At 70.0% G+C, this 18,815-nt stretch carries 12 protein-coding genes; all 12 read right to left on the reverse strand.

The genetic code is table 11. The features are described 5' to 3' along the window. Window positions 1-339: 339 nt before the first annotated feature. Window positions 340-1,305, reverse strand: coding sequence for a TIGR03571 family LLM class oxidoreductase (locus tag AC1VNM_RS10430; RefSeq protein ID WP_483106876.1), 966 nt, complete (start codon window positions 1,303-1,305; stop codon window positions 340-342). Between the two features lie 39 nt (window positions 1,306-1,344). Beyond that, window positions 1,345-2,262 carry a hypothetical protein gene (locus AC1VNM_RS10435; RefSeq protein ID WP_483106877.1) on the reverse strand — a complete coding sequence of 306 codons (918 nt, stop codon included), beginning with the start codon at window positions 2,260-2,262 and terminating at the stop codon, window positions 1,345-1,347. Window positions 2,263-2,354: 92 nt separating this feature from the next. Then, on the reverse strand, window positions 2,355-3,560 hold the full coding sequence (locus tag AC1VNM_RS10440) for a hypothetical protein (protein ID WP_483106878.1): 1,206 nt from the start codon (window positions 3,558-3,560) through the stop codon (window positions 2,355-2,357). A 99-nt stretch (window positions 3,561-3,659) separates the two neighbouring features. After that, window positions 3,660-4,367 carry a two-component system response regulator KdpE gene (gene kdpE / locus AC1VNM_RS10445; protein ID WP_377154173.1) on the reverse strand — a complete coding sequence of 236 codons (708 nt, stop codon included), beginning with the start codon at window positions 4,365-4,367 and terminating at the stop codon, window positions 3,660-3,662. A 7-nt stretch (window positions 4,368-4,374) separates the two neighbouring features. Beyond that, window positions 4,375-7,179 carry a DUF4118 domain-containing protein gene (locus tag AC1VNM_RS10450; RefSeq protein ID WP_483106879.1) on the reverse strand — a complete coding sequence of 935 codons (2,805 nt, stop codon included), beginning with the start codon at window positions 7,177-7,179 and terminating at the stop codon, window positions 4,375-4,377. Window positions 7,180-7,196: 17 nt separating this feature from the next. Beyond that, on the reverse strand, window positions 7,197-10,010 hold the full coding sequence (locus AC1VNM_RS10455; RefSeq protein WP_483106880.1) for a hypothetical protein: 2,814 nt from the start codon (window positions 10,008-10,010) through the stop codon (window positions 7,197-7,199). 71 nt (window positions 10,011-10,081) lie between these two features. Continuing rightward, on the reverse strand, window positions 10,082-12,892 hold the full coding sequence (locus tag AC1VNM_RS10460; protein ID WP_483106881.1) for a hypothetical protein: 2,811 nt from the start codon (window positions 12,890-12,892) through the stop codon (window positions 10,082-10,084). Window positions 12,893-12,962: 70 nt separating this feature from the next. After that, complete coding sequence (locus AC1VNM_RS10465; protein WP_483106882.1) at window positions 12,963-13,811, reverse strand: TorF family putative porin; 849 nt, start codon at window positions 13,809-13,811, stop codon at window positions 12,963-12,965. Window positions 13,812-13,816: 5 nt separating this feature from the next. Continuing rightward, a complete protein-coding gene (gene kdpC, locus AC1VNM_RS10470) occupies window positions 13,817-14,452 on the reverse strand; it encodes a potassium-transporting ATPase subunit KdpC (RefSeq protein WP_483106883.1) in 636 nt (211 codons plus the stop codon). 16 nt (window positions 14,453-14,468) lie between these two features. Then, window positions 14,469-16,550, reverse strand: coding sequence for a potassium-transporting ATPase subunit KdpB (gene kdpB, locus AC1VNM_RS10475; protein WP_483109260.1), 2,082 nt, complete (start codon window positions 16,548-16,550; stop codon window positions 14,469-14,471). Window positions 16,551-16,728: 178 nt separating this feature from the next. Beyond that, a complete protein-coding gene (kdpA, locus tag AC1VNM_RS10480) occupies window positions 16,729-18,522 on the reverse strand; it encodes a potassium-transporting ATPase subunit KdpA (protein ID WP_483106884.1) in 1,794 nt (597 codons plus the stop codon). Between the two features lies 1 nt (window position 18,523). Continuing rightward, complete coding sequence (gene kdpF, locus AC1VNM_RS10485; protein WP_297525706.1) at window positions 18,524-18,613, reverse strand: K(+)-transporting ATPase subunit F; 90 nt, start codon at window positions 18,611-18,613, stop codon at window positions 18,524-18,526. Window positions 18,614-18,815: the final 202 nt, after the last annotated feature.

Consider the following 18,815-nt stretch of genomic DNA (forward strand, 5'->3'; position numbering starts at 1 on the left):
CCCGCGTTGTTGGCGCGCGGAGGTCCTGGTGAGGTCAGGAGACCGACGGAGAGCGGAAGAGGCGCGCGCGATGCAAGTCCGAAGGTGGACCGGTCAGAGGCATCGCGGCAGGAATACGGAAGGATCCGGACAGCCGTCGGCGATCAGCGAAGGGGGAAGGTCGGGGTCTTCATGGGGGCACCTCCGGAAGAGTGAAGAGGTTGATGCACGCAAGGACGGAGCCGTCCGGCGTGGGCGCGATTCTTCAACGCGGGGTTCGTCGCGTCAACCCGCGCCGGGCGTCGTTGATGCATCGATCTGACACCCGGATCGGGGACGACCCAGAGGTGCTCGTCGGGTTCAACGGTCGAGTTCAGGCAACACCGCGCTGCCGAGCTCCTCGATCACATCACGCGCCGGACGTCCGCGTCCGAGGTTGAACAGCACATGGGCCACACCCATGGCCTGCAGGCGCCGCAGATATCCGATCAATGCGTTGCGGCCCGTGCGCAGGCCGAGTTCGAGCGGCTCCGGCAACGCGTCCGGATCGGCGAGCAGCTCCAGCTGCACCGACTGCACGAACGGCTTGGCGCCGACACCCTTCTGTTCCAGCGCGCGCTGCCACAGCTCGATGCGGCCTTCCTGCCGCGCTTCCTCGCGGTGATAGGTGGCCCACGCATCCGCATGCGTCGCCGTCCATTGCAGCGACTGCCGCGCCGAGCCCACGACGATCATCGGGATCCGTTGCGCCGGCGCGGGCAGCACCTCGAAACCACCGGTCGCGGCGACCACCGCCGCGCGTTCATCGGCGTCGGGCGACAGCGCCGCGCGCACGATGGCCCAACGACTGCGGAAGCTCTCCGCGCGCTGGTCCAGGTCCTCGCCGAAGGCCGCGAACTCCGCGGGCCGGTCGCCCGAGCCCATGCCGAGGATGAAGCGCCCGCGGCTGAGCCGGTCCAGCGACAGCGCGGCCTTCGCCACATGCAGCGGATGCCGCAGCGGCAGCACGATCGCCGCGGCGCCGACGGCGATGTCGCGCGTCGCGCCGGCCAGCGCGGCCAGCCAGAGGAAGGGATCGTCGAGCGCGCTCGCCGTGTTGTCGCTGCCTTGCGGCACCATCAGCGGGACGTCCCGCGTCCACAGCGCCGCGAAGCCGAGCCGGTCCGCGAGCGCGGCCAGCGCGAGCGCCTCGCCGAAGTCGGCCATCCGGCCGGGGTTGGCGTCGACGGGCGTCATCAGTCCGACCGTGAGCCGGCCGGGCCGAAAGACGCAAGCATGCGCGCGGTTGAACGGAAAGGAGAACGGGGAAGAGTTCATTCGATCCATGGCATCGTCGCTGTTGCGGAGATCGCCAGCGCCATCGCCTCAGATGCCAGTATCCCGCTCCTGTGAGCTGCCACTGCTCTGCAGCAGCACGTTCCTGAACTGCCCGTTCCGATGGGTGAGGCGCGCAAGCACCTGCGGGGCCTGGTTCACGATGTCGAGCCACGCCTTGTCATTCGCAGGGTGCCAATCGCTCCCCTCACGGATCAGCTTCCTGCCTGCTGCCCATTGCTCCATCTTTTCGGTGAAAAAGCGGGGGTAGTCGCAGGCGCGGCAGTTGAGATTGGCCCAGGGGTCGCAGACCTGGAGATGCGGCGGCCAGGTCGCCATGGGGCGGGACGCTGTCTCCGCGTCGAGGGCTCCGATCACGGCCAGGGAATGCGCTCCCGCGAGCATGACGAGGCTGGTCGGGAGCTCGGGACGGCGATGCGCCAGCACGTCCTGTGCAGCGATCGCCAGCTCGGTGCAGTTGTGGGCGGTGGCCCGCCAGACGCTGGCCGAGTGAGCCACGGCGGCGACCCGCGAGTAGCCGAAGCTGGTGGCTTCCGAATAACACTCCCTCGGAAAGATCGGCGGCGCCTCCCCCAACCTCATCTTGTTGTCCGACTTGAGCGCTCCGAAGCTGCGGTTGTAGAGCGCAAGATGCACCTGTCGCAGCGCTTCCCCGCTGGCCGACTCTGTCGCCTTCGCATCTTGCGCGCAGGCGCCGTACGTCCTCAAAGGGCCGGCGGGCTGGCCTTGCAGGATCTGGGCAAAACGCCGGTGAGCGCGTCCGGCGAACTGCCTTCGCAATCGCTCGGCGACCGCAGCATCATGGGTGGCGCGGACCTTGAAAGGCAGCCCGCCGTAAGCGACGTCCACCACGGCGACATCCGCGGCGACATCTGCGGCGGGCGCACGATCCACCGGTTCGCCGAAGCGGTGCCCGACGACCTCAAGAGATGAAACTGGAATGCGCATGGGATCTCCTGCAATGGAGATCCCGTAGTCGAACGACACCCGCCGCAGTTCGCTCCACGGATGGTGTTCGAGCGCTCACGCGCTCGATCCGTTCACTTGGTCTTCTGCTGCACCACCTTGACGTAGTCCGCCTGCAGCTTGGTCATGAAGTCGGAGGTGACGCGGAACTGCTGCTCGTGGAAATCGATCAGCTTCTGGAACTGGTCGGCGGCGACGTCGAAGGGCGGGCCGCCTGCGCGCATCGATTCCAGGATGGCCTTCTGCGATGAGAGCACGGTGCTCCACGCGGCGTAGTTCTGTTCGAACGCCTTCTTCGACTGCTCGAAGAAGGTCTTGGCGAGTTCAACCTGGGCCTGCTGGATCATGAGTTGTCTCCTAGTGTTGTCGGGCCGCGCCCAGGGCTTGGGCGTGCGGGCAATGCTACAGCGCCCGGCCCCCTCAGCGGGACAGTCGCCCTTCTTCCCCTTCTCCACCACGATCACCTTCGCCGTGGACTGGCCCGAAACGTGGCGTTGCCCGATGAAGACCCGGTCGATGCGCTCAGGACAGCGCAGCCAGGCCGGCAGTGTCGGCGACTGCCATCCCGCCGTCCCCGTGATCAGCAGCTTCTTGCCCGCAGCCGCCCATTTCCTCATCTTGTCCTCGAAGCGTCGGGGATAGTCGGGCGCCGGGCAGGCGATGCCGGCCCAGGGATCGCAGACCATCAGATGGGGCGGCCACGAGCTCATGGGCCGATGGGCGAGTTCAGGATCGAAGGAACCGACGACCACCATCACATGTTCTGGCTGGAGTTCCACCCGCGTCGTCTGCACCGTCTGGAAACCGTCGCCGAGAAAGTCCTCGACCGCGCGGCACAGCCCTCCGCAGTTGCGGCTGAGGCCCGCCCAGGCATTGGCCGACAAGCCAGCGACCTCGAAACGCCGCTTCAGCGCGGGATCGTCGTTCAACAACTCCCGCAGCTCGCTCAGGTCCAGTCTCTGCTCGACGGGCATGAACGGATCGGGCCGACCCGCGGACCACTTGTTGGTCGACTTGGCGGACCCCGCCAAACGGTCGTGCAGCGAGCGCCCTACCGCAAGAAGCGCAGCGTCGGCGGCCCGGGCGTTGACCCCGGCCAGGGTGGTGTCCGCCGGCGACGGGTACTTGACGCGCCGGCCGAGCGGCTCGTCATCCACGGCCATCTCCATCCGGTCATAGGCCTGGCGGAGGAACTTGTCCTTCACCGCCCTCGCCTCGGCCTCGCGGACCGGATCGGTCGGGTCATCGGGGACTATCCATGTCCCGCCGGCAATTCGCATGAAGACAACTTCGAAGAGTCGAAAGTTGTCCAGTGAGAACTTCGGCGGTCAGGGTTCCCGCATGACCACTGCCGCGGTGGCAACGGTGGGAACGATGGCCTACGGCATCAGCCGATATCCCACGCCGGTCTCCGTCAGCAGGTGCTTCGGACTGGCCGGTTCCGCCTCGAGCTTCTGGCGCAGGTTGCCCATGTAGACGCGCAGGTAGTGGTTCTGCTCCACCTGCGACGGCCCCCACACCGCCTTCAGCAGCTGGCGGTGCGTCAGCACCTTGCCGGCGTTGCCGATCAGGTGGCTGAGCAGGCGGTACTCGATCGGCGTGAGGTGCACGTCCTCGGCGGCGCGGCGCACACGGCGCGCGGCCAGGTCGATCTCGACGTCGCCGAAGCGGAAGACCGGGTCCTGCTGCTCGCCGGACCGCGCCTGGCTGCGCCGCAGCGCGACGCGCACGCGCGCCATCAGCTCGCCGACGCCGAAGGGCTTGCTCAGGTAGTCGTCGGCGCCGTGGTCGAGGGCCGCGATCTTGTCGTCCTCGGCGCCGCGCGCCGACAGCACGATCACCGGCACCGCCGACCACGCGCGCAGGTCGCGCAGGAAGTCCTGGCCGTCGCCGTCCGGCAGGCCCAGGTCGAGGATGACCAGATCCGGCCGCCGCGTCCCCGCGTCGATCAGGCCCTGGCGCAAGGTGCCGGTCTCGTGCACGGACCAGCCCTCGCCCTCCAGGGCCAGGCGCACGAAGCGGCGGATGTTCGGTTCGTCCTCGACGATCAGCGCCACGGGGACGACGCTCAGCGGCGACTCGCTCACGATTGACTCACGGTTGGAGTTCCCTGTCTTCCTCGAACGCCGGCAGCGCCGGCGGCTCGCCCAGCGGCAGCGCCAGACTGAAACGCGCCCCGCCCTGCGGCGTCGCGCGCTCCGCCCAGATGCGACCACCGTGGGCCTGCATGATGGCACGGCAGATCGCCAGCCCCAGCCCCACGCCGGGCAGGTGCGACTCGCTGTGGCCGCGCGTGAATTTCTCGAACAGCGCCTCTTCGCGACCGGGCGGCAGGCCGGGGCCGTTGTCCTCGACGGACAGGCGCATCTCGCCCCGGCCGGCGACGACGTCGCCGTCGACGTTCAAGCCGCTCGACCGGTGCGAGACGCTCAAGACGCTCAAGTCGCCCGCATCGCCCGCGCCGTGCGTGCGCGCGATCACGCGGATCTCGCTGCCCGGCGGCGTGTACTTCGCGGCGTTCTCCAGCAGGTTGGCCAGCACGCGCTCGATGAGCACCGCGTCCAGTTCCACCAGCGGCAGCGTCGCCGGCACGTCCAGCACCACGCGATGCCGCGCCAGCGCCGTGCCCATCAGCTGCAGGCTGCTGCCGATGACTTCGTCCACCGGCTGCCACTGCCGGTTGAGCTTGAGCGCGCCGCTCTGCAGCCGGGCCATGTCCAGCAGGTTGTGCACCATGGCATTGATGCGCAGCGACTGCTGCTCGATCGCCTGCGCGGTCTCGGCCGCGCCGGGGTCCAGATCGCGCTTGGCCAGCGTCTCGGCCAGCCCCTGCAGGGCGGCCAGCGGCGTGCGCAGGTCATGCGACAGCGCCGACAGCAGCGAGTTGCGCAGCCGCTCCGATTCGATCTGCAGCAGCGCCTGCTGCGCGACCTCGACGTAGTGCACGCGCTCCAGCGCCTGCCCCGCGATGCGCGCGGCCGTCTCCAGCTGCGCGCGGCGCTCCGGCAGCATCAGCGTCTGCGCGTCGCCGGGGCGCAGCGCGAGCACGCCGCGCGTGCGCATCGGCGCGCGCAGCGGCAGATAGAACCATTGGCTGCCCGGCAGCGTGTCCGTGCCCAGGCCCGCCGCCTGCTCGTGATCCAGCGCCCAGCGCGCGGTCCCGGCATCGGAGCGATCGCCGACGGCCAGGATCTCCTCCGTCGGCGACGGCTGCAGGCGGTCGTCGTCGTCGAGCACATGCAGCAGGGCCCGTCCGCCGAACTGCAACGCGAGCTGCTGCTCCGCCGTGGCGACGACCTGCTCGGTCTGCAGCGCGCCGGCGAGTTCGCGGGTCAGCTCGAACAGGCCGCGCGCCCTCGCCTCGCGCTCCGACGACACGCGCGCCTCATAGCGCAGTCCCGCCGTCAGCTGACCGGTGATCAGGCCGACCGCCAGCATCACGACGAAGGTGATCACGTATTGCACGTCGCTGACCGCCAGGCTCAGCCGCGGGGCGACGAAGAGGAAGTCGAACAGCGCGACGCTGAGGAAGCTGGCCAGCACGGCCGGTCCGCGCCCCCAGCGCATGGCGACGCCCACCACGCCGAGCAGGAACAGCATGACGATGTTGTCGTTGGCGATGCGGTGCGACAACGGCCAGCAGACCGCGGCCACGCCGACGCAGGCCAGCGTCGCCCAGACGTAGCGCCGCGGCGCGGCGCCGAAGGTCGGGCCGGGGTCGTCCTCGTTGCTGCGCTGCGTCGCCGACGCGCCGACCTGGATCAGGTCCAGCTCCGGCGCCGCGCGGCCGAGGTGCGCCGCCAGGTCGCGGCTGCCCCAGCGCCGCGGCGAGGGCGCGCCCCGCCCCATCAGCAGCTTGGACAGGTTGTGCTCGCGCGCGTACTCGGCCAGCGCCTGTGCGGGATCCTGCGCGGCCAGCACCGCCGTCGTGGCGCCGAGGTCCTGCGCCAGCCGCACCGCGCGCAGGGACCGCTCGCGGCGCGCGTCGGGCAGGCGGTGCAGCGCCGGCGTCTCGACGTAGACCGCATGCCAGCTCACCGCCAGCTGCTGCGCGAGCTGCGCGGCGCTGCGCACGACCGATTCGGCCTCGTCGCCGGGCCCGATCGCGCAGAGGATCGCGGCCTCGGTCTTCCACACCGGCGCGATGCGCTCGTTGCTGCGCCAGGCCTGCACGTCGTCCTCGACGCGGTCGGCCGTGCGGCGCAGCGCGAGCTCGCGCAGCGCCATCAGGTTGCCCTTGCGGAAGAAGTGCTGGCCGGCGCGCTCCGCCTGCGCGCCCTGGTAGACCTTGCCGGCCTTCAGCCGCGCGAGCAGCTCGTCGGCCGGCGTGTCGACCAGCACGACCTCGTCGGCGCGGTCGAAGAAGGTGTCGGGCAGCGTCTCCTGCACCCGCACGCCGGTGATGCCGCCGACGACGTCGTTGAGGCTCTCCAGATGCTGGACGTTGACCGTCGTGTAGACGCTGATGCCGTTGGCGAGCAGTTCCTCGACGTCCTGCCAGCGCTTGGGATGCCGCGATCCGGCGACGTTGGAATGCGCCAGCTCGTCGACCAGGATCAGCGCGTCCGGCTGGTCCTTCAGACGCGCCAGCGCGCCGTCGAGGTCGAACTCCGGCAGCGCGCGGCCGCGGTGGTCGACCTGCCGCATCGGCAGCCGCGGCAGGCCGTCGAGCAGCGCGGCGGTGTCGGCCCGGCCATGCGTCTCGACGACGCCGATCAGCGGCGCGCGGCCCTGGTCCGCCAGGTGCCGCGCCGCCTGCAGCATCGCGAAGGTCTTGCCCACGCCCGCCGAGGCGCCGAAGTAGATCCGCAGGCGGCCTCGCCCCTCGGACTGCTCCTGCCGCTGGAGGTGGGCCAGCAGCGCGTCGGGGTCGGGTCGGTCGTCGGTGGGGCTGCGCATGGAAGGTGATTGTCGTGTCAGGGCGCCGCGGACGGCGCGTCATCGGTTCGTCGTGGCGACAGGCGTGCGGCCAGCGCCGCCAGAGGAGGGAGGACCTGTTCCCGCCGCCTCCTCGCCAGGGCGGCGACCATGTCGGCGTATGCCTGCGACGCGGCGCCGTTGGCGGCGCGGACCGCCTCGTCATCGTCCCCGGCGGCGTCGATCGCGGCGTCGAACCGGGCCTGCGCCTCGGACAGCAGGCGAGCCTCGTGCGCGCGATGTCCCGCCTCGCGGTCCAACACCTTCGAGAGATGGTCGCCGACCAGTCCGCCCGGCACCAGGCAGTCGTGCGAGGTGGCGAAGCCGCTCTCAATCTCCGCGTCGATCAAGGCGTCGGCCTGCCGGTCGCGTCGTCGCGTCACCTCGTCATCGCGCCACCGGTCGCCGGCAATGCCCAGGTGGGCATAGATCGGCGTGTCGCCGGCCTCGGCGGCCTCGGCCGGCGCATGCCCCAGTCGCGTTCCCAGGCGGGTCCGCACGGCCTGGCGGAGCAGCATGGCCTCCTCGAGGGTCTCGTTGAAGTCGCCGTGCGTCTCCACCACCCACTGATCGGCGCGCAACCCGCAGGCGAAACGCAGCGCGATCTCGACCGCCGCGGCGGTGTCGCTTGCCTCCCCGGCGTCGTTCAGCAGGGCCATCTGATGCAGGACCCGCAGGTACGCGTCCGCGCAGCCGCCGTCCTGCGAGCGGATCATCGCCTCGCATTGCGACGCGAAGGCCCCGTCGTCCAGTACGCGCAGGAGCACCGGACCGACGCGCGCACGCAGCGAGGCCCTCTCGTCGCGCTCCGTCGCCCCCCGGTGCCACAGGATGAGCCGCACCAGCCAGGACAGGAAGTGCGGCCTATCGGTCAGTTGACCGCGTTGCCTGCCTGTCCAGATCAGGCTCGGCGTCAGCCGGATGATTTCGTCCAGCATCCGGCCCCGTACCGACAGCACATCCAGGTCGCGGACCAGTTCCGGATCGTCGCCGCGAGGAAACTCGCCGCCGCCGAACAACAGTCGGGACAGTCGGGGGAAGTCGCTCACCAGCCCCGCGACCACGCGCCGCCGCCAGGCGTCCCGGGGCCATCCCTCGCCCGCCGAGTCGATGTCCAGCGAGTCCGCTTCCGGCCATCGCAGGGCTGCCGGCGCGCGCTCCGCCTCCAGGTGCGCGCCGCTGAACCGGATGCCGAAGGAGAACCGCTCGGCCAGGACACGGTTGACCTCGCCGGGATCGAACACGGCCTCTCCCCGGTAGTCCAGCGTCAATCCCAGCGCCTCGCCACGTGAGCGGGCGATGTCCGCGATCAAGGCCGCCGGTGGCGCATCGAGGTCGGCCACCCAGGCGTTGCCGCGCAGCAGTCCCGCCGTCGGCAAGGATTGGCACGCGCCGTGATGCGCCTGGCCGGCCAGATGGACATACCAGCGTTCCCGCCGCAGGGCGTCCCCGGACGGGGCCTCGTCCATCCACCGGCGAAGTGCCGCCAGAGCCTGCCTCGAGCTGCCGGGCATCGCTTCCGGCGACAGGCCGCCGGGTGTCCGCAGCACCATGCGCAGGCCCAGCAGGCGGACGAGATGGAGCGCGTCGCTCACCACGTCCTCCTCCTCCCGGGACAGGAACACGAGATCCTCGAAGACGGGGTCAGGACTCAACACCTGCACGGCGGCATCGCGGAGCGCCTGCAGGGCGGGGGTCAGCGCCGCGGCCGGCACGGCTTTCAGGCATCGGGACATGGCGGCGGCCTCGGCGCGGTCCAGCCACCGCGGTCGCCTCGGGGAGAAGAGCGTCTCGCTGGTGTACGCGCCGACGTCCGTGGCGCGGGACAGCCCGTCGATCATGCCGGCCACCTCGTCCTGCACGTCCAAGGGGCAGGTACTCCTCGGGAGGGCGAAGGGCGCCCTTCGCAGTTCGGCGGCGATCGCCTCCATGGCCGCGAGCCGATCCGCGGGGGTCCCTGGCGCCTGCGCGACGAGCCCGCATCGCAGGGCGACCTGACTGTCGTCGACGATGGCGGACAGCAGCCTCTCGATGCGCTGAGCGAGCGCGGGCTTGACCGGCGCCGTGCCGCTCAGCGCCACGACGTCCCGGGCCAGCCGGTCGAACACCCCCGGACGCCCGCAGGACCCCAGCACGTCCGGTCGATCCACGACATCGCGAAGGGATCGTCCCAGGACCTCGCAGAGGCGCTGGAACTGGCCGACGCCGTCGTGGCGACCCGGGCTGCCCAGCACCCATCGACCGTCCTCCTCGCGACGGGCATGGTCCATCAGCGCTGGCACCACCAGGTGGCTGTCCTTCGGCAACACGATTTCCACCAGGTTCGGACAATGCTGCCGATAGGCGGGCAGCCATCGCCAGTCCTGGACGTCCGGACATCCGTCGAACTCCAGGCGTCGTGTCCAGGCCGCCGTTGTCGCGGGCAGCCGCCCGGACAGCGTGTCCAGTGCGGCGGTGCCCAGTTGCCAGGCCCGGCCAGCCGGAGAGATTCGATCGTTCTCCGGGGCGTTGGGGTGGCGATGGCGGATGAAGGTGGAGAGCCAATCGTCCGCCGAGTCGTCCGTTGAGTCGTCCGCCGGGTCGTTCGCCATGTTGCCGGTCGTGTTGCCCGTCGTCCTGTTGCCGATCGTGGCGGCGGTCGACCCCAAAGGCTGGATGAGGGCCGGCCGCTCCAGTTGGAGCGTCGACTGCCACGCCAGTCCCGGTTCGAGCCGGGGCCTCTTTGCGGGGACCGGACCGGAAGATCCCGCCGACGTCCGCGGCGAGGCGTCGACCATCCAGGGGGACAAGGGGTTGTTGGACATCGGATGCACGCGGAGTCTCCTGCTGAGCGATCGAGGTGATCGACGCAGGGTCAGTGGCCGGATCGACGCAGCGGCATGCATCAGATCGCGGGCGGCAAGGTGTCGGTGGGTCGGGTGGCCGACAGGCGGTCCTTCAGCGTCCGGATGGCGCCGTCGAGATGCTGTCGACGCCGGGCCTGCAGCGCGGCGCTCAGGCCGTCCAGGTCCCGCGTCATGGCATCGTCGGCGGCCTGCTGGGCCACGGCATCGTCGCCGGCCTGCGCGGACGCGTGCTCATAGCGCGCCCGCGCCTCCGCGCGGAGCCCTTCCTCCAGCGCGGCATTGCCGATCTCCTGATCCAGACGCCTCGTCAACAGGTCGCCGATCAGGCCGTCGGGGTCCAGGCAATCGAAGGACGTGGCGAAGCCGCTGGCGATCTCCGCCTCGATGATCGCGTCGGCCCGCCGCGATCGCGCCGCGCGCCCGGAGGCGTCGTTCCACCGGACGCCCTCCCTGCCCAGATGGCCGAAGCTCACGTCCTCCAGCACCTGGACATCGTCGCCAAGCCGGTCGCGCAGGCGCTGCGCGACGGCCACACGCAGCAGCAGCGCGTCCTCCAGGTTCTCGTGGTACTCGGGGTCGGCCGCCTGGGCCGCGCCGTCGGCGCGCAGCATGCAGGCCAGCTGGAAGGCGGCCAGCACGGCCGTGTGGGCATCGCCGGTCAGGCCGCCGTGACTCAACACGACCAGTCGATACAGCGAGCGGCGATAGGCATCGACGCATCCCCCGTCCTGCTGGAGGATCTGGTCCGCGCCACGCGCCGCGAAGGCCTCGTCCTCGATGACGCGGAGCACCACGGGCGCGACCCATGCCGCCAGGGGTGGTCCGGCGTTCGACCTGTCCGACAGCGCATAGAGCCCGTGCAACCAGTCCCGGAATGCCGCTTGCGTCCTCAGACGATTGCGTTGCCGGCCATTCCACAGGACGCCGGGGAGCCGTCCGCCGATGTCGTCCACCCGCTTGTCCCCTGTGGCCCGCTCGAGGGTCACGAGCGTGTCCATCACCACGGTGACGTCCTGGGTCGGACAGCAGAACTGACACGCGACCGCGTTCGGAAGATCGGCGGCCACGGCCTGCCTGATCGCTTGAATGTAGAGAAGGCGGTCCGGGCAGGTGAATTCCTGCTCCGTCAGGTGGATCTCCACCCGTTCCGCATCCTCCCAGCGCAAGCGCTCCGGGATGCGGTCGCCCACGAGACGCGCGCGCCGGATCCCCAACCCGAAGGCGAAGCGCTCCGCCAGCACGCGATTCACCGCAGCGGCACTCGTCACGGGCTCTCCCAGCCAGTGCAGATCCAACCAGAGCGCCCGCCCCCAGAAGGTCGCGATGCTGGCGATGGGCGGGCTCGGCGGCGCATCCAGATCCGGCTCGCCCGGCTTGCCACGCAGCAGGCCGGGCACCGGTGTCCGCTCCCGCGTGTGCCAATGCGTCTGGCTGAGGATGTGCCAATGCCACCGCTCGCGGCGGAGGCCGTCCATGCCGGTCGCGCCGGCCACCCAGTCCGTCAACGCCGCCAACGCCGCGCGCACTTCTGGAGGAAGCGCCTCCAGCCTGGCGCGTTCGAGCCAGGGATTTCCGATCACGCGGCACTCGGGCTGGAGGGCCAGATGGAGGGCGTCGATCAGGACATCCTCCTCCGCGAAGGAGAGGAACACGGTGTCGGCGAAGGCCCTGTCCGCCCGCAGGATCCGCAACGCGCAGTCGCGAACGAAACGCATCGTCGCCGTCATGACCGACGCGGGCACGCGATTCAGGAACTCCACGGCTGTCCAGCGCTCCGTGGCGGTCAGCGATGTCGGACGCGACGCTTCGTCGCTGCCGATCCGGCCATGGGCCGCGCGCCCGCGCGGACGGGCATGCGTCGCGTTCATGCGGACGATCAAGCCGACGGCGGCATGCGAACTCCCGAACGCCAGTCCCTCGACGCGCGGAGATGGCAGCATGACCAGCGGCGCGCGCTGCAGTTCGGCGACCATCTCCTCCATCGCCGCCAGACGGTCCCGGGGGGTCCGCTGCTCCTTCGCGATGAGCGCGCAATGGATGGCGATCTGATCGTCATCGACGATGGCGCGCACCAACGCGGCGATCCGATCGCCCAAGGCGGGATCGGGCGGCGCCGCGGCGCGGATCGCCTCGACATCGCGCGCCAGACGCTCGAACAGCGGAGGGCGCCCCATCGCGCCGAGCACTTGCGGCCGTCGCACCGAATCGCCCAGCGTGCGGCGCAGCGCGGCGCAGAGCAGGTCATGACCGCCCACGCCGTCCTCGCGCCTGGCGATGCGCAGCAGCCAGCGACCGTCCGGTGTCCGGTCGCCGTGCGTGCGCAGATCGGGCACCACCCGCTCGCTGCCGCCGGGCAGCACGATCTCCACCAGGTTCGGACAACGTTGCACATACGCGGGCAGCCATCGCCAGTCCTGCGCATCGGGCATCTCCGCGAACACCAGGCGGCGCGTCCAGGCGGCCTGCTCGACGGGCACGCGGGCGTGAAGCGCCGCCTGCCCTTCCGTGGACAGGTCCCAGCGCGCCCCGTCCGCCCGGATGCGGACCGCCTCGTCGCCGGATCGCGAGTCCGGATCGACGCACAGCGCGGGTCGTTCGAGCATCAACGCATGAGGCGGCCCCAAGGTCGAGCCGAACACCTCCACGGCCCCTGGGCGCGCACCGGAGAGGAACGGCCCGCGCCTCGACGGCAGGTCGCCGGCCGTCTCTTCGAACGAGCGCCCCTGCGGGTTGTGATGCGGGCCGTCATGCGGACTGTCGCAAAAGCTGTCGTCCGAGCTGCTGAACGAACTGTTGAACGAGCGGTCGAACGAGCGGTCGAACGAGCTGCTGAAGGAACTGGGGTTCATGCCACGGGGCTCGCGAGTCGATCCATCGCGCATCAGTGTGCGAATGCCCCGCGGCGTTGCGCGAGTCGCGTCAGAAGGTCCTGGACACGCTCAGCACGACGCCCGTGTCGCCCAGCCGCTTCGCGCGCTGCGCGGACGAGTCGCCGGCCTGGTACAGCGCCTTGTCGGCGTCGGTGCCGACGACGGCCAGGCTGAGCGTCAGGCCGCCGAGGTCCTTCATCTCCTTGCTCACGGACAGCTTCCAGTCGGTGTAGGACAGGTCGCCGTACTTGCGCACCCACAGGTGGCCGAGGTGAACGCCGGCGTTGACCCCCTGCCCCAGCTCGAAGCCGTAGTTCAGGTCCAGGTAGGCCGTGCCCTTGGACGAGCCCTTGGCCGGCAGCGCGTTGAAGTAGGCGTAGCCGGCGGTCTCGCTGTCCAGGCCGAAGTAGTCGGTCGCGGCGACCGACAGCTTGGCGGAGAACGTGCCCGCCGTGACGGCGGCATAGACGTCGACGTTGTCGTACTTGTTCGAGGTCGGCTGGCCGGGCGCGGCGTTCAGGCGCGCGCCGGGATAGACGTAGGCCAGCGCGCCGACGTCCAGCGTGACGGCCTCGGTCACCGGCAGCTTGTAGCCGCCGTAGAGGTCCCACTCCATGCCGGCACCGTTGTTGTAGCTGTTGCCCGAGACGTTGGACGCCCAGGTGCCCAGGTACAGGCCGCTGCTGTGGCTGTAGTCGAAGCCGGCCTGCACGGCCGGGCGCTTCCAGGTCTGGCTGATGCCGCGGAAGCGGTAGTCGCTGACGAAGGCCACGTTGCCGGTGAAGGTGTGCTCGGGCGTCGGCGCGGGCGCGGCCGCCGGGGCTTCGCCTTCGGCGCGCGCGGCGGCGTGCAGGAAGCAGGACGAGATCAGGAACAGCGAGAGAAGACGAGTTTTCATGAAATTCAATGAGCGGGTTGCGCCTTGTCGAGCGCGAGGTTGAGCTTGAGCACGTTGACGCGCGGTTCGCCGAGGACGGCGAGGTCGCGGGCCTCGGTGTTGGCCTGGATCAGGCGCTGCACGGCCTCGATCGGCAGGCCGCGTTCGCGGGCCACGCGGGCGGCCTGGTAACGCGCCGCGGCCATGCTGATGTGCGGATCCAGGCCGCTGGCCGAGGCGCTGACCAGGTCGACCGGCACCGGCGCGGTGTTGCCCGGATCGGCGGCCTTGAGCGCCGAGAGGCGGCCCTTCACGGCGTCGACCAGCGCCGGGTTCGTGGGGCCCTGGTTGGAGCCGCTGGAGCCGGTGGCGTTGTTGGCCATCGGCGCGGTGGCCGACGGGCGGCCCCAGAAGTAGCGCGGCGACGAGAAGTTCTGGCCGATCAGCTCGGAGCCGACCACCTTGCCGTCGTGCAGGATGAGGCTGCCCTCGGCCTGGAACGGGAACATCGTCTTGGCGACGCCGGTCACGAGCGCCGGATACAGCAGGCCGGTGACGGCGCTCAGCAGCACGAAGCCGACGAGCGCGGGGCGCAGCATGCGCAACGGCGAATGAGACGTCGGATGCGAGGCCGACGAAGCGGTGGATTGCGTGGTTGTCATGATGGAGTCCTCCGCGTCACACGAGGTGGAGCGCGACCAGCAGCAGGTCGATCGCCTTGATGCCGACGAACGGCACGATCAGGCCGCCCAGGCCGTAGATCCACAGGTTGCGGCGCAGGAGCGCGGCCGCGCCGATGGGCCGGTAGGCGACGCCCTTGAGCGCCAGCGGGATGAGCGCGACGATGATCAGCGCGTTGAAGATGACGGCCGACAGGATCGCGGACGCCGGGCTGTGCAGGCCCATCACGTTGAGCGCGGCCAGCTGCGGATACACGCCCAGGAACATCGCCGGGATGATGGCGAAGTACTTGGCCACGTCGTTGGCGATGGAGAAGGTCGTCAGCGAGCCGCGCGTCATCAGCAGCTGCTTGCCGGTCTCGACGATCTCCAGCAGCTTGGTCGGATTCGAATCGAGGTCGACCATGTTGCCGGCCTCCTTCGCGGCCTGCGTGCCGCTGGCCATCGCCACCGCCACGTCGGCCTGCGCCAGCGCGGGGGCGTCGTTGGTGCCGTCGCCGGTCATCGCGACCAGGCGGCCTTCGGCCTGGTAGTCGCGGATCAGCTTGAGCTTGGCCTCGGGCGTCGCCTCGGCGAGGAAGTCGTCGACGCCCGCCTCGGCCGCGATCGCCGCGGCGGTGAGGCGGTTGTCGCCGGTGATCATCACCGTGCGGATGCCCATCTTGCGCAGCTGCGCGAAGCGCTCCTTGATGCCGCCCTTGACGATGTCCTTGAGCTCGACCACGCCCAGCACGCGGGCCTGGCCCTCGTTCAGGTCGGCCACGACCAGCGGCGTGCTGCCGCGGCGCGCGACTTCCTCGGCCACCGCGGTGACCTGCGCCGGCATCTGGCCGCCGTGCTGCTCGACGAAGCGGCGGATCGCCTCCACCGCACCCTTGCGCAGCTGGCGCTTGGGCGCCGCGGGATCACCGAAGTCGACGCCGCTCATGCGGGTCTGCGCGGTGAACGGGACGAAGTGCGCCTGCAGCGTCGCCAGCTCGCGCTCGCGCAGGTTGAAGCGCTGCTTGGCCAGCACGACGATGGAGCGGCCTTCCGGCGTCTCGTCGGCCAGCGAAGCGAGCTGCGCCGCGTCGGCCAGCAGCTGCTCCTGCAGCGTCGGCGCCGGCAGGAAGGCGCTGGCCTGGCGGTTGCCCAGCGTGATCGTGCCGGTCTTGTCGAGCATCAGCACGTCGACGTCGCCGGCGGCCTCGACCGCGCGGCCGGAGGTGGCGATCACGTTGGCCTGCATCAGCCGGCTCATGCCGGCCACGCCGATCGCGGACAGCAGGCCGCCGATGGTCGTCGGGATCAGGCAGACGAGGAGTGAGACCAGCGCAGTGATGGACACGACGGTGCCGGCGCCGGCCGCTTCCACGCTGAACAGCGAATACGGCAGCAGCGTCACGGTGACGACCAGGAACACCAGCGTCAGCGCGACCAGCAGGATGGTCAGCGCGATCTCGTTGGGCGTCTTCTGGCGCTTGGCGCTCTCGACCATCGCGATCATGCGGTCGAGGAAGGCCTCGCCCGGGTTGACCGCGATGCGCACGACGACCCAGTCCGACAGCACGCGCGTGCCGCCGGTGACGGCGGAGAAGTCGCCGCCGGATTCGCGGATCACCGGCGCGGATTCGCCGGTGATGGCGCTCTCGTCGACCGAGGCGACGCCTTCGATGACCTCGCCGTCCAGCGGCACCAGGTCGCCGGCCTCGACGAGCACGACGTGACCCTTGCGCAGTTCCTCCGACGGAACCGGATGCCAGGACGAGCCGTGACGCGGGGTCTCGAGCTTCTTCGCCCAGGTCTTGGCCTTCAAGCCGCGCAGCGACGCGGCCTGCGCCTTGGAGCGGCCTTCGGCCAGCGCCTCGGCGAAGTTGGCGAACAGCACGGTGAACCACAGCCACAGCGCGATCGCCAGCATGAAGCCGGGACCTTCGGCGCCGGCCAGCTCCGGCTTGGCGAAGCTCGCCAGCCACAGGCCGGTGGTGAGGATGCTGCCGGCGTAGACGACGAACATCACCGGGTTGCGCAACTGCACCGACGGCGCGAGCTTGACGAACGAATCGCGGATCGCCGGCTTCACCAGCGCGGGGTCCCACATGCCGGTCTTGGCGTTGGGGCGCGGGGGCTGCGGGTCCTGTCCTTGCGGGCCGGAAGATCCTTGCGGACCTTGCGGTCCCGTGGAGACCTTGGCGCCGCCGAGGACCTCGGTGCGTGCCGAGGCAGGCACCGAGGTATGAAGGGTCTTGAGTTGATTGGTCATGACGGGCTCCGAAGGCTTACTTCCAGAGCATCAGGTGCTCGACGACGGGACCCAGCGCGAGCGCGGGCACGTAGTTCAGCAGGCCGACCAGGAGGACGGTGCCGATGAGCAGGACGACGAACAGCGGGCCGTGGGTGGGCAGCGTGCCCTCGCCGACGGGGATGCGCTTCTTGGCGGCCAGGCTGCCGGCGATGGCCAGCACGGGGACGATGACCAGGAAGCGGCCGAGCCACATCGCGATGCCGAGCAGCGTGTTGTAGAACGGCGTGTTGGCGGACAGGCCGGCGAAGGCGCTGCCGTTGTTGTTGGCCGCCGAGGTGAAGGCGTAGAGGATCTCGCTGAAGCCGTGCACGCCGGGATTGGCGATGCCGGCCTTGCCGTCCGCGGCGAGGACCGCGATGGCCGTGCCCGCGAGCACGACGATCGGCGTCACCAGGATGGCGACGGCGCTCATCTTCATCTCGAAGGGCTCGATCTTCTTGCCGAGGTACTCGGGCGTGCGGCCGATCATCAGGCCGGCGATGAAGACGGCCAGGATCGCGAAGACCAGCATGCCGTACAGGCCGGTGCCCACGCCGCCGAAGACGACCTCGCCGAGCTGCATCATCACCAGCGGCACGGCACCGCCGACGGGGGTGAAGCTGTCGTGCATCGCGTTGACCGCGCCGCAGGAGGCGGCGGTGGTCACGACGGCGAACAGCGAGCTGGCCGAGATGCCGAAGCGCGTTTCCTTGCCTTCCATGTTGCCGCCGGCCTGGAGCTCGGTGGCCTGGATGTCGACGCCCTGCGCGGCGACCAGCGGGTTGCCGGCCTGCTCGGCGGGCGTGGCGACCAGCACGCCGGCGATGAACAGCACGCTCATCGCGGCGAGGATCGCGGCGCCCTGCCGGCGGTCGCCGACCAGTTGCCCGAAGCTCAGGCACAGCGCGGCCGGGATCACGAAGATCGCGACGATCTGCAGCAGGTTGGTGAACGGGGTCGGGTTCTCGTACGGATGCGCGGAGTTGGCGTTGAAGAAACCGCCGCCGTTGGTACCCAGCATCTTGATGGCTTCCTGCGACGCGACCGGGCCCATCGCGAGCGACTGCTCCTGCGTGTGCTGGTTCTCCATCACGGGCTCGCCCTTGGCATCCTTCAGCGGCTGGCCGTCGGCGCCGAGCTTGGGCGTCTGGTAGTCCTGCGCTTCGACCGTCTGCACGGTCTTGTAGCCGTCGAAGTTCTGGATCACGCCCTGCTGGACGAAGACGACCGCGATCACGATGGACAGCGGCAGCAGCAGCCACAGCGTGCAGCGCGTGATGTCGGCCCAGAAATTGCCGACGTGACCCGAGAGGCGCGAAGCGAAGCCGCGGATCAGCGCGAACACGACCGCGATGCCGGTGGCGGCGGACAGGAAGTTCTGCACCGTCAGCGCGAGCATCTGCGTGAGGTAGCTCATCGTCGACTCACCGCCGTAGCCCTGCCAGTTGGTGTTGGCGACGAAGCTGATGGCGGTGTTGAAGGACGAGTCCGGGCTGATGGCGCCCATGCCCTGCGGGTTGAACGGCAGCACGCCCTGCAGGCGCTGCAGCGCGTAGACGACGATCACGCCGATGAAGTTGAAGATCAGCAGCGCGATGGCGTACTGCTTCCAGCCCATGCCTTCTTCCGGCTTGACGCCGGCGAGGCGGAAGATCGGGCGCTCGATCGCGGCGATCCAGCCGGGCATCTGCCCTTTGGCGAGCGCGGTGATCCAGCGGGCCAGCGGCCACGCGAGCAGCAGCGTGACGGCGAGGTAGAGGGCCAGGTTGGCCCAGGCGAGGTTCGTCATGTCAGAACTCCTCCGCCCGCCACAAGGCGACCAGGAGATAGACGAACAGACCGGCGGAGATCAGCCCGGTCAACCAGTAGAGCGCGCTCATGGCTTGGCCTCCAGGCGATGGCTGGCCACGGCCAGGCCCACCGCCATGAGGAACAGCACGACGCTCAATCCGAGAAAGAGTGCATCCATTTTTTTGGGGTCCCATGCCCCCTCCATGAGGGCGTGATGGGATGGATGAACTCTAGGAACGGCGGCCTCAAGGGCCTGTAGAAGCTGGAGGCGGGGGTATCAAGATTGCATAA

It is taken from the genome of Mitsuaria sp. MSU3D (assembly GCF_056867975.1).

Bases quoted from the DNA above. Each gene is read 5' to 3' on its own strand.
- AC1VNM_RS10430 (WP_483106876.1), bottom strand. From the start codon at position 1,305: ATGGATCGAATGAACTCTTCCCCGTTCTCCTTTCCGTTCAACCGCGCG.
- AC1VNM_RS10435 (WP_483106877.1), bottom strand. From the start codon at position 2,262: ATGCGCATTCCAGTTTCATCTCTTGAGGTCGTCGGGCACCGCTTCGGC.
- AC1VNM_RS10440 (WP_483106878.1), bottom strand. From the start codon at position 3,560: ATGCGAATTGCCGGCGGGACATGGATAGTCCCCGATGACCCGACCGAT.
- AC1VNM_RS10450 (WP_483106879.1), bottom strand. From the start codon at position 7,179: ATGCGCAGCCCCACCGACGACCGACCCGACCCCGACGCGCTGCTGGCC.
- AC1VNM_RS10460 (WP_483106881.1), bottom strand. From the start codon at position 12,892: ATGAACCCCAGTTCCTTCAGCAGCTCGTTCGACCGCTCGTTCGACCGC.
- AC1VNM_RS10465 (WP_483106882.1), bottom strand. From the start codon at position 13,811: ATGAAAACTCGTCTTCTCTCGCTGTTCCTGATCTCGTCCTGCTTCCTG.
- kdpC (WP_483106883.1), bottom strand. From the start codon at position 14,452: ATGACAACCACGCAATCCACCGCTTCGTCGGCCTCGCATCCGACGTCT.
- kdpB (WP_483109260.1), bottom strand. From the start codon at position 16,550: ATGTGGGACCCCGCGCTGGTGAAGCCGGCGATCCGCGATTCGTTCGTC.
- kdpA (WP_483106884.1), bottom strand. From the start codon at position 18,522: ATGACGAACCTCGCCTGGGCCAACCTGGCCCTCTACCTCGCCGTCACG.
- kdpF (WP_297525706.1), bottom strand. From the start codon at position 18,613: ATGAGCGCGCTCTACTGGTTGACCGGGCTGATCTCCGCCGGTCTGTTC.